Annotated in this window: 11 protein-coding genes and 3 pseudogenes; 7 read left to right on the top strand and 7 right to left on the bottom strand. The window is 55.8% G+C overall.

Features of this window, described 5'->3' with window-relative positions; translation table 11 throughout:
- Positions 1 to 303: 303 nt before the first annotated feature.
- Together ACTJI9_RS18840 and ACTJI9_RS18835 are read left to right on the top strand one after the other, a co-directional pair.
- Positions 304 to 1,144, top strand: a pseudogene (locus tag ACTJI9_RS18840) (epoxide hydrolase family protein); the annotation flags it as partial.
- A 560-nt stretch (positions 1,145 to 1,704) separates the two neighbouring features.
- Positions 1,705 to 2,343: a pyridoxal-dependent decarboxylase gene (locus ACTJI9_RS18835; RefSeq protein WP_440810164.1), complete on the top strand. Its 639-nt coding sequence runs from the start codon at positions 1,705 to 1,707 to the stop codon at positions 2,341 to 2,343.
- On the opposite strand, the pseudogene ACTJI9_RS18830 reads toward ACTJI9_RS18835, so the two are convergent.
- Positions 2,270 to 2,615, bottom strand: a pseudogene (locus tag ACTJI9_RS18830) (nuclear transport factor 2 family protein). The gene ACTJI9_RS18835 and the pseudogene ACTJI9_RS18830 sit on opposite strands and share 74 nt — an antisense overlap.
- Before the next feature lie 38 nt (positions 2,616 to 2,653).
- Between ACTJI9_RS18830 and ACTJI9_RS18825 the strand changes: the two are divergent.
- Complete coding sequence (locus tag ACTJI9_RS18825) at positions 2,654 to 2,935, top strand: hypothetical protein (RefSeq protein ID WP_440810161.1); 282 nt, start codon at positions 2,654 to 2,656, stop codon at positions 2,933 to 2,935.
- A 42-nt stretch (positions 2,936 to 2,977) separates the two neighbouring features.
- On the top strand, positions 2,978 to 3,196 hold the full coding sequence (locus tag ACTJI9_RS18820) for a hypothetical protein (protein ID WP_440810159.1): 219 nt from the start codon (positions 2,978 to 2,980) through the stop codon (positions 3,194 to 3,196).
- Positions 3,197 to 3,767: 571 nt separating this feature from the next.
- Here the strand turns inward: ACTJI9_RS18820 and ACTJI9_RS18815 are convergent.
- On the bottom strand, positions 3,768 to 4,553 hold the full coding sequence (locus ACTJI9_RS18815) for a helix-turn-helix domain-containing protein (protein WP_440810156.1): 786 nt from the start codon (positions 4,551 to 4,553) through the stop codon (positions 3,768 to 3,770).
- A 122-nt stretch (positions 4,554 to 4,675) separates the two neighbouring features.
- On the opposite strand from ACTJI9_RS18815, the gene ACTJI9_RS18810 reads away from it, so the two are divergent.
- Positions 4,676 to 6,256, top strand: a complete 1,581-nt coding sequence (locus ACTJI9_RS18810; RefSeq protein ID WP_440810153.1) for an ABC transporter substrate-binding protein — start codon at positions 4,676 to 4,678, stop codon at positions 6,254 to 6,256.
- Positions 6,257 to 6,278: 22 nt separating this feature from the next.
- Complete coding sequence (locus ACTJI9_RS18805) at positions 6,279 to 8,282, top strand: CocE/NonD family hydrolase (protein WP_440810150.1); 2,004 nt, start codon at positions 6,279 to 6,281, stop codon at positions 8,280 to 8,282.
- A gap of 675 nt (positions 8,283 to 8,957) precedes the next feature.
- Here the strand turns inward: ACTJI9_RS18805 and ACTJI9_RS18800 are convergent.
- The 5 genes and pseudogenes from ACTJI9_RS18800 to ACTJI9_RS18780 all read right to left on the bottom strand — a co-directional run bounded on the left by ACTJI9_RS18800 (position 8,958) and on the right by ACTJI9_RS18780 (position 12,531).
- Positions 8,958 to 9,224, bottom strand: a complete 267-nt coding sequence (locus ACTJI9_RS18800; protein ID WP_440810147.1) for a TetR family transcriptional regulator C-terminal domain-containing protein — start codon at positions 9,222 to 9,224, stop codon at positions 8,958 to 8,960.
- 69 nt (positions 9,225 to 9,293) lie between these two features.
- Entirely contained in the window at positions 9,294 to 10,313 is a 1,020-nt protein-coding gene (locus ACTJI9_RS18795) for a zinc-binding alcohol dehydrogenase family protein (RefSeq protein ID WP_440810145.1), read from the bottom strand.
- A gap of 331 nt (positions 10,314 to 10,644) precedes the next feature.
- Positions 10,645 to 10,917, bottom strand: a pseudogene (locus ACTJI9_RS18790) (antibiotic biosynthesis monooxygenase family protein); the annotation flags it as partial.
- Between the two features lie 89 nt (positions 10,918 to 11,006).
- Positions 11,007 to 11,996, bottom strand: coding sequence for a zinc-dependent alcohol dehydrogenase family protein (locus ACTJI9_RS18785; protein ID WP_440810144.1), 990 nt, complete (start codon positions 11,994 to 11,996; stop codon positions 11,007 to 11,009).
- Between the two features lie 277 nt (positions 11,997 to 12,273).
- Entirely contained in the window at positions 12,274 to 12,531 is a 258-nt protein-coding gene (locus ACTJI9_RS18780; RefSeq protein WP_440810141.1) for a hypothetical protein, read from the bottom strand.
- Positions 12,532 to 12,672: 141 nt separating this feature from the next.
- Between ACTJI9_RS18780 and ACTJI9_RS18775 the strand changes: the two genes are divergently transcribed.
- Complete coding sequence (locus ACTJI9_RS18775) at positions 12,673 to 13,599, top strand: LysR family transcriptional regulator (RefSeq protein WP_440810139.1); 927 nt, start codon at positions 12,673 to 12,675, stop codon at positions 13,597 to 13,599.
- Positions 13,600 to 13,721: the final 122 nt, after the last annotated feature.

The following is a 13,721-nucleotide window of genomic DNA, read 5'->3' as shown; positions in this document are numbered from 1 at the left end:
CAAGTCGACCCCTGACCCTACAGTCGCATGATCCGGATCCCCGAGAGAGCCGCAGTGTTCACTGTGCCGCAGACCTCATCGAAAAGGCTTTTGCGACTGATGCGGGGAGCGGGCTCAGAATCGCGATGCTACGCTCGGATACACCTCCGGCAATTTTCAAAACATGCTGGATAATGCCCCCTTCTAGCCTGCCCTGCGTCACCAACAGGCAAACAACGGAGAGTACCTGCCTAGAACTGAAACGCCGCCACTATTCGGGTGCATTTTGCTGGCCGCCTGATCGCAGTTGCGGTTGGCTCCCTCATGCTCGTTCCCGCGGGATACATCCTGCCGGCCATGGCCGCCGATACCATTTCGGCCACGTCGGCGAAAAGCACCAGTTCGGACGAGAGTATCCGTCCGTTCCACACCAACGTCCCACAATCCCAACTCGACGAATTACGCAAGCGCATTTCCGAGACACGCTGGCCCGACAAGGAAACCGTCGATGATACCTCGGTATTTAACTGGCGCAAGTTCAGGAACTGGTTCGCTATTGGGGCAATGATTACAACTGGCGTAAAGCCGAGACGCAGCTCAATTCATTGCCGGAATTCATCACCACGATCGATGGGTTGAGATTCAGTTCATCCATGTCCGCTCCCGTCATCCCAACGCCCTCCCCGTGGTTCTCACTCACGGTTGGCCGGGTTCAACATTCGAGTTCCATAAGTCCACCGGCCCTCTTACCGACCCCACAGCTTACGGCGGCCGCCCCGAGGATGCGTTTGATGTTGTCATCCCTTCCATCCCCGGCTACGGCTTTTCCGGGAAGCCGACGGATTTGGGCTGGGGTCCTGATCGCACTGCACGAGCTTGGGACACCCTCATGAAAAGGCTCGGATATGAGCACTACGTTTCCCAGGGTGGGGATCACGGCTCGGTAGTGTCCGATGCGCTGGCTCGCCAAGCACCAAAGGGTTTGCGTGCGATACATCTCAATATGCCCGCGACGGTTCCAGGTGAACTGACCAGAGCGATCAACAGCGGCGACCCCACTCCGTCTGACCTCACGACACACGAACGCGAAGCCTTCAAGTCGCTCAGCACATTTTTTGGACGCAATGCCGCGTACGGTGCGATGATGGTGACCCGCCCGCACAGCGGTCGCGGCTGGCGGTGTGGTTGGCGGCCTTCTGTTCGACCGCTCTAGCACAGCCGCTTTTCCATGGGTCGTCCTCGGCATTCTGGTCATCGCATTGGGCGGCGTCGTCCTCGCCATGAACAGGGCATTGTCACGCAGGCGCTGAAAAAAGTTCATCCTGTAGTTTGAGGCCTGGCCAGGCCGCCCTCCGTCAGACCTCGATGCCGCATTGGCGGCAATGAGATACTTACACTTGTGATCGGCCATCTCCCGCTCGGACGGCAACAAACTGGCTGGCGGCCGTGAGAGTTTAGGGTTCCTAATACTTGGCATTAGAATAGATCGATTCAGCATTCAATGGCATCTGATAGGGTCGCGTCATGGTCTCTTTTGATGAAGCGGACGCCAGGACCAATTGACCGAACCTTATTCCAATCTGCAGGCAAGCGATCCTTCGCAAAAAGCCGAATCGAAAGCCTTCCAACGCACTTGCCGAGCGCTTTGCTTTCTAAAACTCACATCATGGAGGCGGGTTTACAATCAAGCCGCGCTTGCCGCACAATTCCAGCTAAGGAACAACCATGAACGCTATGTTTGTTGATAGCACTGCCCGTATCGAGAACGATATGGAGATTACCAAGCTGATCACTGATCGCTTGCAGCGTATACATGATGGCAAAGCGTCAGTAACGATCGAACAAGATCCATTCAATCAGAATTTGGCATCCTACGATTTTCTGACACCGCGTGATCTCATATCAGTCAGCGAGTTTGTCGCGGACGCCACGGCTTTTGGCACCGTTCCAATGACTAATCCACGATATTTCGGGCTCTTCAATCCAGCGCCAACATATGCCGCTGAGTGCGCCGATCGTATCGTTGCAGCTTTCAATCCCCAACTCGCCGTTTGGACACACGCTCCAGCAGCCGTGGATATCGAACGCCACACTGTGACTGCTATTAGTACCCGCCTGGGATTTCCAGAGGGTGCGGGAGGGCATTTTACCGTCGGCGGCTCGGAAGCCAATGAAACCGCAGTTCTCTGCGCGTTAACACGCGCAAATCGCCAATTTTCCGCGCAGGGAGCCCGTGCATATACTGGCCAGCCCACATTATACGTCTCTCGGGAGAGTCACCTCGCATGGTTTAAGATCGCACACGTCGGCCCCCCTTCACGTACCCCAAATCCTCGACGATCTTTCCGTCCCGGACGCACATGATGTTGACGCCTCGAATCCGGTCCGCTTCGCGCTCGCTCCAGCGAAGCTGCCAGCGGATGATCCCGCGGTCGCCAATCGCGGAGATTTCCTCCGCTTTGAAGACAAGGTTGGCGGACGACGCCACTCCCTTCCAGAAGTGAGGCAAGCCTCACGCCCCTCGTAGCGTGCTCCATCCACGTCGGCGCCGTATTTTCGAGGATACAGCCCTCGCCGATGAGATCGTCGAGGTCTTCGGGGCGATGCTTCTCAAATGCGTTGTGGAAGCGTTCCATAATGTCGCGGGTATCCCGAAAAGCCACTCGACGCGCCGATGTCGAAACACTTGACCTTGGCACTGACGGGCATCGTTCCCTACGCCGCCAAACTTACCGCCTTTTCCAGAAGGCTCAAAGACGCCTGTGGGCTGAGGCTCGCCTACCATCATCACCTGATGATGGTAGCGGAAACCTTCGAGGAAATCAGCGCCATCTTCGACGCCGCCGGCCCGGAGGTGCGACTGCTATTGGACACGGGCCACGCTCGCGCCGCGGGGTTCGATTTCACCCGCCTCATCGAGCGTTTCGTCGATCGAATTGCTCACATTCATCGATAGGACGTGAGAGTTCAAGTCCTAGCGAGGGTACGGGATGGCAACATGAGCTTTAATGACGGCGTCCGGGCCGGCATGTTTACCGTCCCGGGTTACGGTGACGTGGATTTCGATCCTGGGTTCCAGTTGGTCCGCAAAGGCGGTTACAAGGGTTGGATTGTTGTCGAAGCCGAACAGGACGCGAGTATTGCTCCGTCCAAACCTGCTGTCGGCCGAGCGCATCGCTACCTGTCAGGAAGGCTCTTGCTCCGAAACGAGCGCTGAGGCGAGTTGCAAATGCCACGCCTTGAACCGAATCGAACCATCGGCCTTCGAAGCTTGTCTCCTAAGCCATTCATAATCATCGATACTCAGAAATGCCAATATCACCCTTTTCGCTGGATTCGTGGTTTCACTTGGCGGGCTTGGCAATATTGGTATTCTCGGTGCCATGATGCCGCTCCTCATGACCGTTGCTTTGGAATGAGAATGACAATCAACGATGACCCAATGCCCGAAATTCTCGAAACAGACACAGTCCGGTCGATTGATCGCCCCTTTCGATTGTCGCGTGCTTGCCCCAAATCGAAAACGATGTTCAGCCCCTAGTGGGCGCTTACCAAGACGGCAAAAGACTCATGCGCCGATCGCAATAATCGGTCTATATTTGCATTTCACATAAGGTCATTTCTTCCGCTACTTTCCCGCAAAGCGCAGCTTTTCAGCGTATTCGAGCGTTTTTTCTACGTAGCTGAGGACCAACCAATGTTGGTTGGAGGTTCGAGAATCGACCGGCCACCGTATCATTCTCCGACCTAACGGTTACGCCGACCAGCTGAACCGGACAATCAGATGCTTAATACTCTGCTGGCATAGCATATACTTCTGCAGCCGGATCCGCGAGGAATGAGCGCACCGTCGGTGGTAGGTGGCGCGACGTTAATGGCAAAGGGCCACAGCGCGCAAGAAGTTCGCGTAAGTCTGGCTTGACGCCCACATAGCGCCAGATCATCCGTGAGGCATAAGGGAGGTTTTCCCTTCGCCAGGAAATTCCCATTGTTGTTCCGCGCAAATAGACGCGCTGGTACTGATCGAAAGGCAGGAGGATCGTCTGGGACAACATGGAGTTCGGGCCGACGACACGCTCCGTAATGAAGATCCGGTTCCGATAGAAGGCCGCCAAGCCCACATATTTCGAAAACTGCTGGATGCCGTTTCCAGGGTCCCGCAGACGTTCCATTGACTTGACATGTACCAGACCCCTCCGCTCGATAAGGCGGCTGCACGAGCAGACGACCATTCCAGGCCAGGATGGCGAGCGATGATAGGTCTGAAAATAGCCGATATGGCGCCGCAGCGCCGTCAGATTTCCGGGGAACCCCTTTAATAGCTCTGAATTTTCATCGAGGCCGAGGGTCGGTTTCCGAAGGCGCTCGCGAAAATGCTTGGGAGCGAGACCAAAGTCGGCTGTGTCGAGATCGAAATAGTTGGCGATACGCGCGAGATTATGGGCAGACGGTCTCGTCTGGCCGTTAATGTATCGATTGAATTGTTGCCGGTTGATATTTATCGCACGGCACAGTTGCGAAATGGAACGCTGTGTTGCACAGGCAATTTTGAGGTTCTCGACCAGATAAGGCATCAGCCACTCCATTTCAGAAAGCCCAGCGTAAACTTGCTTAAAGAAGCGTCAAGTCGCGAAATTGCGTGAGCCGCCCCGACCTCTACATTCCCCGCTACAAAATAGAAAACGAGGGAACTGCGATGACGCATTCAAAGGATCAATCTTCACAGCTGAAAATCGGCCGCCGCCACTTCCTCGGCGGTGCCGTCGCGCTCGGCGCTTTACCGAGCCTTGCCTCGGGGCTGCTGCTGCCGCGTGATGCCCGCGCCCAGGAAATGAAACGCGGCGGCCATCTGAAGCTCGGTCTCAAGGGTGGCGCTAGCAGCGATGCGCTCGACCCGGCAACATACAGCGCCTCCGTATTGTTCGTCATCGGCCGCCTGTGGGGCGATACGCTCGTCGAATCCGATCCAAAGACAGGCGCCGCTGTACCGTCGCTGGCCTCTTCCTGGACGCCGTCAGCGGATGCATCTGTCTGGACCTTCAAGATCAGGAACGATGTGCAGTTTCACGACGGCAGCAAGATGACCGTCGCCGATATCGTCGCGACACTGAAACGGCATGCGGACAAAAATTCGCAGTCGGGGGCCCTCGGTCTGCTCACTTCGATCGCCACTATTGAAGAAAAAGCGGGCGATCTTGTGCTGACGCTTTCAGAAGGCAATGCAGATCTCCCGCTCCTTCTCACCGATTACCACCTTATCATCCAGCCGAATGGCGGGATCGACAAGCCTGCGGCCGCCATCGGCACCGGCCCTTATATTCTGAAAACTTTCCAACCCGGTGTTCGCGCAACCTTCGAGAAGAACTCCAAGGATTGGCGCGCGGAGCGCGGCTTTGTGGACAGCGTCGAAATACTCGTCATCAACGACAACACCGCCCGTATTACAGCGCTTGCCTCCGGCCAGGTCCATTTCGTCAACACTATTGACCCGAAAACGGTCCCGATGCTGCAGCGCGCACCCAATGTAGAAATTGTCCGAAATGCCGGCAAGGGCTTCTATTGCTTTTTGATGCATTGCGATACGGCGCCTTTCGACAACAATGATCTGCGGCTTGCGTTGAAATATGCCATCGATCGCCAGTCGATCCTGGATAAAATTCTAGGCGGCTATGGATCAATCGGTAACGACTATCCGGTCAATTCCAACTATGTCCTCGCGCCAAACGATATCGAGCAGCGCCCATATGATCCAGACAAGGCCGCCTTCCACTTCAAAAAATCGGGGCTCGACCGTCCGGTTCAATTGCTCACCTCCGACGCAGCCTTTCCTGGCGCCGTGGATGCGGCGAGCCTTTTCCAGCAAAGCGCGCGCAAGGCTGGCATTACGATCGACGTCAAGCGTGAACCGGAAGACGGCTATTGGTCAAGTGTCTGGAACAAGCAGCCTTTCTGCGCATCCTTCTGGGGTGGCCGTCCGACCCAGGATTCGCGCTACTCCACCTCCTATCTGTCGACCGCGGATTGGAACGATACGCGTTTCAAGCACCCTGACTTCGACAAATTGGTACTGCAGGCCCGGTCTGAGCTCGATGAAGCCAAGCGCAAGGTGCTTTATCGACAGCTGGCTCTGATGGTGCGGGACGATGGCGGTCTGATCCTGCCCGTTTTTAACGACTACATCATGGCCTCTTCGAAAACGCTAAAGGGATATGTCGATGATATCGGCAATGATATGTCCAATGGCTATATCGGCAGCCGTGTGTGGTTCAACACCTAAACCTTTTCGGGAATATGTGATCATGACCGAGCGCAGTTTCACCAGCATCGAAAATCAGTGGATCACCCTGAAGGACGGGACGCGGCTTGCCGCACGCATCTGGATGCCGCACGGTGCGGAGAGCGACCCCGTGCCTGCGGTTTTCGAGTTTCTGCCCTACCGCAAGCGCGATGGAACGAGCCCGCGTGATGAATCCACCTATCCGGTCTTTGCCGCTGCTGGCATTGCTGGCGTTCGCGTTGATATACGAGGCTCCGGCGAATCCAGCGGCGTCATCGATGGAGAATATACCGAGCTCGAGCTCGCCAATGCCCGCGAGCTGATCGGCTGGATCGCCGCACAGCCTTGGTCGAACGGTTCTGTTGGCATGATGGGCATTTCCTGGGGCGGCTTCAACTGCCTGCAGGTCGCGGCTCTGAAGCCCCCGGCGCTGAAGGCAGTGATATCGATCGCCTCTACGGTCGACCGCTATAATGACGACATCCACTACAAGAACGGCTGCCACCTCTCCGCCCAGCTTTCCTGGGCGGCAACCATGCTCGGCTACCAATCGCGTTCACCAGATCCGGCAATCGTCGGTGACGACTGGCGAGATATGTGGCTGCAGCGACTGAAGCAGGAACCCTTCTTCATGGAGGAATGGCTGGAGCATCAGCGCCGCGATGATTATTGGCGGCATGGTTCGATTTGCGAGAATTTCGCCGAATTCGACGTGCCGGCCATGGTCATTGCTGGCTGGGCGGACGGCTATCGCAACACGCCGCTGAAGGCGATCGAAGGTCTCGGCGACAAGGCGAAAGCGCTCATCGGCCCATGGGTTCACAAATATCCGCATTTGGCCTGGCCAAAGCCACGCGCCGATTTCCATGGTGAGGCCATCGCCTGGTGGAACCGTTGGCTGCGCGGCGAAGAAAACGGTGCGGAAAACCTGCCGTCGGTGCGCGCCTATATTCTCGATGCCATCAAACCTGCAATACGCCGCGATTTCGATCCTGGCTTCTGGATCGCAAAACGAAAATGGCAGCAGCCTGACCTGCAGTGCTTTTATGTCGAGCAGTTCGGCACCTTGACGGAGGGCATACCGATCCCGCACGCGCCGGAGCACCCAGTCTATCTGCGCTCGCCGCTCGACACGGGCACCGCCTCGGGCGAGTGGTTTACACTGAAGCCGGATGCAGAACTGGCGATCGATCAGCGTGTCGACGAAGCTGGATCGCTGACCTTTCAGACCGCGCCGCTGACCGAAGATCATGATTATCTCGGCCGTCCGCTCGTGACGCTGGCGCTCAGATGCGATGCGGAAACCACCAATCTCTGCGCAAGACTTGTCGATATCCATCCGGATGGTACGGCAACACGCGTCTCTTTCGGCCTGCTCAACCTCGCCCATCGCAACGGCAATGTCACGCCCGAACCTATGAGCAAGGGTGAACGCACGACTGTGAACCTGGTTCTTGATGCCTGCGGCTACCGTTTCCGCAAGGGGCACCGCCTTCGTCTGTCACTGTCGACTGCCTATTGGCCTATGGTTCTGCCACCTCCCCAAGATCCGGGTCTGACAATCGACATTACCTCGATCTGTCTTGGCCTGCCCCTGCTTGGGGCGCATGAGCTCATCGACGTGAAACAGCCTGACAATCCCGATCCACTACCGAAATATATTGAGCAATCGCCGTCGTTAACGAAGCGGCTGGTGGTACGCGATCTCTCAGCCGGCATTACCCGCTATGAAATCCAGGAGGATACCGGCCTTTTCGAGCATCCTCTCACTGGCCTGTCTACGCGGCAGCTGCGTGAGGAAACTTGGTCGATCGCGCCGGATGACCCGCTGTCAATGTCCGGCATCTCGACCTGGACCTGCGACATGCAGCGCCCCGGTTGGTTCGTTCGGACGGTCGCAACCTCATCAATAGCCTGCACGGAAAAGGATTGGATCATCAGCGCCTCGGTCATTGCCTATGAAGGCGAAACGGAGATCTTCCAGAAGATGTTCGAGGAGAAGCGTATCGCGCGAGATCTGATGTAGGTCAGCGCGAACCGAGCGATGAGATAGCAACTTCTCTCCAAGCACAACTCAGCTGGTTGAACGATGTATTTGGCAAAGCAATCGCTTCGGCGACGTTTCAGGCCCTACCGACAATCTCGTTGTCGATAGTATGGCGACAGTCAATTGAGAGCGGTGGCATGGCCTGTGTTTGACATCGCCATCAACTATCTGTTCCTCTATCCGACCAAGATTGGACTGATCTCATAGCGCTGGCCCACGCAGCAATATAGCGATATCGACAATAAGCTCCAAACTTGGGCGCAAGACTTCGTCTCCAGCACCCCAACGGACACCCTGCCCCTTCGTAAGGACGTCAGACTTGGGATTACATCATCGATCTGCAGAGCGCACGCCTTTCAGACAATGGAGGTCAAGATCGAGGTCAACGCGACTGACTTGGCTTACGCTTTTAGCGTTTAGGGTTCAAATCACCGGCCGACCCGCGATCTTGATTAGAGTCGAACCCTCGACCTACAGATTACTGTTGCGTATAAATAGGGAAGCTGTCAGCAACCCTTCCTTTGAAAATGCCGATAATAGGCTAATTTTCACCGATTTCGATTGTGGCGCAGATGTCTACAATACCTATTAAATGCCTGCTTTGTCTCGGCTTTTCAATAGTCTATCTCGAACAGGGTGTGGACTGCAGACCCGCTAGTTATCCCCCTTGTTGATATTTGATTTGGCAACAACAGGAAGAAAGCGGCCAAACGAACGACGACTGTTTCGCGCCCGGGCATCGATTTTCTCGATCTTTCCTGCCGCCGCCCATGCATCGATTACTCTTGCCTTCTCGGACGTAACAGTTCGCATGTGGTCGCGGGCCGCAATCGAAAGGTGTTCAGCTCCCTGCAATATCTCATTTGCAAAAAGGCGTCGGCGACGTTCGAAGGGGTAGAGAGGCCAGAACCACAGCGACATGGGGCGGCAGGCTGTTGGTCGGGGGATTGCGAGTGAGGCGGCCCGACCTGTGCGCCGCCCGACTTCCGATCAGGCAAAGCCTTCGAGCACGACCTTGCCTATGGTCGAACCGCTCTCGAGTTGCTCGTGCGCCTTCTTCAGGTTTGCTGCATTGATCTCGCCAAGGTTCTGCTTGGCAGTTGTACGAATCCTTCCATCATCGACGGCACTCGATATTTTGTTCAGGATCCTTGCCTGCTCGTCCATGTCAGGCGTGCCGTAGATGGCGCGAGTGAACATAAGTTCATGGTGGATAGATACGGCCTTGCGCTTAAACTTCATGATGTCGAAGCCTGATGGATCATCGATCAGGCAGAAACGGCCCTGCGGCGCGATTAGCTCGACGATGTCATCAACATGCTGCGCGGTCTGTGTTGTGGAGAAGACGAAGGCAGGAGCGCCTATGCCCAGTGCCGCTATCTGGCCGGCCAGCGGCTTCGAGTGATCGACTACATAATGCGCACCCAGTGACTTGACGAAATCCCTGGTTTCCGGACGCGAGGCCGTCGAAATAACAGTCAGGTCCGTGAATTGGCGCGCGATCTGGATGGCGATCGATCCCACTCCGCCAGCGCCGCCGATGATCAGGATGGCGGCAGCAGCTCCGGGTACCGGCTTCTTCACATCCAGGCGATCAAAGAGGGCCTCCCATGCCGTCAACGAGGTCAATGGCAGTGCCGCCGCTTCGGCCCAGCCGAGCTTTGAAGGCTTCCTGCCGACAATGCGCTCATCGACGAGATGAAATTCGGCGTTTGCGCCTGGACGGATAACGGAGCCTGCATACCAGACCTCGTCTCCCGGCCTGAAATTGGCGACATCTGACCCGACCGCGGCGACCACTCCCACAGCATCCCAACCAATCACTTTCCATTCGGCCCCGTCTGCTGGCCCAGTGCTACGACGGATCTTGTAGTCGACCGGGTTGACCGAAATCGCTTTCACTTCGACCAGAATGTCGCGGCCTTCAGGCCGCGGCGTCGGCAGTTCGATGTCAATGAGCGAATTCGCGGCCGCGATGGGCGAAGGGGTTTTGTATCCGATGGCCTTCATGCGTGTCTCCTTCTAGGTGAGTTGTCATTTGATATGATGGCTTGTTGAGTTTTAGGCATTCACTGGAAGCAGTTGGTCGATCTTCTTGGCCTCCAAAAAAACTTTCGTGCGTTGCCCTTTCAGAAGAGAGGATTCTCGATGCCGCCCAGTCTGTATCTCCGCCCGATTTTGCGCCTAATACCTGCTAGTCCCACCATAGAACTCCAATCTGCTTCTGAATGCCTTCCTTCACTTGATTGGCAACGAGACCTTCGTTCAGCAATTGGGTGGTCGTCAAAACAACCCGACAACCACCTGACAGTTTATCCCAAAATCACTTGAGCGGCGTTGCCTATGTTGCTGCAGCGTCTCCATCATCCTGTCCGGTGGCGGCAAAAGCGCCACCTTCGAGATGATAGACTGTCGGTTCGTCCGAAAAAAATTCTTGTATGCCTCTCATGAACACCTCGTGATCTTCGCTGGATTCAAAACCTGGAGTGTGATCCTCGAGCGAGCCCCATCGCACGATGAGGTTGAAGACTTCGGGCGTTTCGATCCCTTGCGCCAGAACATGGCCTTGGTAACCATGCGCACGGCTGAGCAACGGACGCACTTCAGCGAATGCTTGTCTGAACGCTTAGATGTGCTTCTTGTAAACGGGCAGCACAGCAATCTCATAAATCATGGTTGCACCTTTGAAGTGAATTTAAGCGGTTATGAGCTCTTACGCGCAGTGCCGGCCGACGGGTCGACGGCAATCGCGATCTTGCCCCGAACACCGTTGTTCGGAGTCTCGAGCAGCGCATGGGCGAGAGAAATGTCAGCAAGCGTATAAACAGCCCCAACGTGCGGCCGCAACTGACCACGCTCCACCAATGTGCTTAGTTCATCAAGCTTGCCTTGGTTCTGCCTTGTGAACACGAAGTGATAACTTGCGTTCTTGCCCCATGCTTCAATGAGGTTTTGTGGCTGTGCGATGTCTACAATCGAAACGACGCGTCCAAGATCCGCGAGCACGTGTGGGCTACGGGACAACGTGTCACCGCCAAGGGTATCAAATACGACGTCGACGCCCCGGCCACCTGTTTCCCGCATTATAACGTTGACATAATCTTCTTTCCTGTAGTCGATGACGACATCTGCGCCAACACGTCGTGCGAATTCAAAATTATCTTCGCGTACGGTCGTGAAGACCTTCGCGCCGATGGCTTTTGCGACCTGGATCGCAACATGACCGACCCCTCCCGCGCCACCATGGATCAGGATGCTTTCTCCCACTCTCAAAGCGGCACGCGACACCAAGGCCTCCCACGCCGTCCCGCCCACAAGGCTCAGGCTGGCTGCTTCTAAATGACTGAGCGTTCTCGGCTTCCGTCCGATGATGGTCTCGTTCGCAACATGGTATTCGGCATAGCTTCCTTGGCCGTTGAAGATTTGCGGCGTGTACCAGACTTCGTCTCCTGGAGAGAACATCGTCACGCCCGGTCCGATCGCTTCGACCACGCCGGATACGTCATGACCAGTAATGGCCGGCAATGGTACATAGTCGTGATAGTCACCGCGCCGAACCTGGTAGTCCAACGGATTGATCGACGTAGCATATACGCGCACCAAGACTTCTCCCGCCTGCGGAACGGGCTTCGGTACGTCAGAAAGCACGAACGAATCCGAACCGCCAAAAGAGTTGAGTATCATCGCTTTCATTTTAGATCCTCGTTTGTTGACAATAGTGTGCAGCTGCGGTTTTTACGATTAGCGCGGCGCTGAACGCAGGTTTCGTCACACCATCAGGCAGACGGGCTATACGGAGCCCGTCTGCTGCAGTGCGTAGAAGCGCTTCCCAAAGCCCAGGGTTGCCTCAGGCGCCTCCAGGACATTTTGGTAGCAATTGCCGTCGGCAACCCCGCTTTAACAAACAGGATTTTGCCGATGGCTGTCGAAGCGTGCGCCTTGATAGACACTCAAGGGTCTCATCGTTTGTTCATGGGTATTTCCGACGGCTTACGATCTCCAGCGACCGGTCTTCCCTAAGCCTGTAAGTTTCCTCATAGTTTTTGAAGCGGTGGGTGAAAGTACTTCCAATAGAAGACTTGAGCAGTTTTGTTCTTGGCTGTCCTTGAAACGTGATGCTGCCCTCAATTGGTTCAAGTGCATTTGCTTTTGTGGCAAGTGCCGTCTGGGCTGCCAAACTAGCCACTAGTACGATTGCGGAAACGGCTGCCTTCAAGGTCTTGGTCATGACGATATCCTTTCATCAGAGTGTTGACGGTCCCCATAAGCCATGGCGCGGTCGTGATGCTTGATATATGATTTACTGCGATTGCCTTTGGTAGCTGGCCTGCTTTAGGATCAGTTTCAACAAATCTTTGAAAGTAACCTCATGGATGTAGACGACTTGAACCTGTTCATACGCATCGCCCAACTCCGTAGCATCAGCGCTGCAGCTCGCGACGTAGGCTTAACGCCGGCGGGAGCCAGCGCCAGACTGGCGGCGCTGGAGCGAAAGCTCAGCGCCAGACTACTTCATCGCACGACACGGCAAGCGACCCTGACCGAGGACGGCCTCGCCTTTCTGCCGCATGCAGAAAATGTTGTGAATGCGGCTGAATCCGCTCGAGCGGCTCTTGGGCGAGAGCAAGCCGCGCCTCGCGGCACATTGCGGGTTGCTGCTCCGGCCTCGTTCGCGCGGATGCATATTGTGCCAGGTCTGCCCCACTTCTGTAGGCAGTATCCTGAACTGACCCTCGATTTCCGGATCTCGGACAGCATCGTTGATCTTGTCGAAGGTGCCTTTGATGTGGCGGTTCGTTACACCGAGCTCAGTGATTCGTCTTTCATTGCGCGACGGCTTGCACCAGACAACCGGGTGCTGGTTGCGTCCTCCGAGTATATCCAGCAACGCGGTCGGCCAAAGACACCTGACGATTTAGTTGAACACACATGCCTCGTCGTTGGCACGCTCGATCTTTGGACGTTTCGAGGAAAAGATGCAGAGGTGATTGAGCGGCGTGTCGCCCCTAGCATTCGCATCAATGACGGGACAGCCGTCCGCGACGCCGCTTCTGCCGGGCTCGGCATCGCTCTTATGGCCACGTGGTGCGCATCGGACGAAATCCGCTCTGGTACCCTCGTGCCAGTGCTTCCCGACTACCCGCTAATCTCCACGCAGACGCTGTGGGCGTTATATCCAAGTTCCCGTGAACTGGCGCCAAAAGTGAGGGTGTTCATCGATTGGCTCGTCGGTCTGTTTGGAAATCAGCCGTACTGGGACCTAGGCCTTGAGAGGATTTTGAACAACGGTCGATGACACGCACTTGCCATTAGTACATTTTCCTGCAGTTGGAGAGTTGCTTGCCCTAAATGTCTTTGTGGCGCTTTCAGCAACGGCGACGACATACGGAACGGTAGTGGCTCCAGTCCTGCGGAAAC

The sequence above is a fragment of the Phyllobacterium sp. 22552 genome, from assembly GCF_052044585.1.
In the GTDB taxonomy this organism is placed as follows: Bacteria; Pseudomonadota; Alphaproteobacteria; order Rhizobiales; family Rhizobiaceae; genus Phyllobacterium; species Phyllobacterium ifriqiyense.
This window is presented reverse-complemented; position numbering and strand designations above follow the sequence as displayed.

Excerpts from the sequence above, each read along its gene's own strand:
- ACTJI9_RS18835 (WP_440810164.1), top strand. The coding sequence starts at position 1,705 with ATGAACGCTATGTTTGTTGATAGCACTGCCCGTATCGAGAACGATATG.
- ACTJI9_RS18825 (WP_440810161.1), top strand. The coding sequence starts at position 2,654 with ATGTCGAAACACTTGACCTTGGCACTGACGGGCATCGTTCCCTACGCC.
- ACTJI9_RS18820 (WP_440810159.1), top strand. The coding sequence starts at position 2,978 with ATGAGCTTTAATGACGGCGTCCGGGCCGGCATGTTTACCGTCCCGGGT.
- ACTJI9_RS18815 (WP_440810156.1), bottom strand. The coding sequence starts at position 4,553 with ATGCCTTATCTGGTCGAGAACCTCAAAATTGCCTGTGCAACACAGCGT.
- ACTJI9_RS18810 (WP_440810153.1), top strand. The coding sequence starts at position 4,676 with ATGACGCATTCAAAGGATCAATCTTCACAGCTGAAAATCGGCCGCCGC.
- ACTJI9_RS18805 (WP_440810150.1), top strand. The coding sequence starts at position 6,279 with ATGACCGAGCGCAGTTTCACCAGCATCGAAAATCAGTGGATCACCCTG.
- ACTJI9_RS18800 (WP_440810147.1), bottom strand. The coding sequence starts at position 9,224 with ATGTCGCTGTGGTTCTGGCCTCTCTACCCCTTCGAACGTCGCCGACGC.
- ACTJI9_RS18795 (WP_440810145.1), bottom strand. The coding sequence starts at position 10,313 with ATGAAGGCCATCGGATACAAAACCCCTTCGCCCATCGCGGCCGCGAAT.
- ACTJI9_RS18785 (WP_440810144.1), bottom strand. The coding sequence starts at position 11,996 with ATGAAAGCGATGATACTCAACTCTTTTGGCGGTTCGGATTCGTTCGTG.
- ACTJI9_RS18780 (WP_440810141.1), bottom strand. The coding sequence starts at position 12,531 with ATGACCAAGACCTTGAAGGCAGCCGTTTCCGCAATCGTACTAGTGGCT.
- ACTJI9_RS18775 (WP_440810139.1), top strand. The coding sequence starts at position 12,673 with ATGGATGTAGACGACTTGAACCTGTTCATACGCATCGCCCAACTCCGT.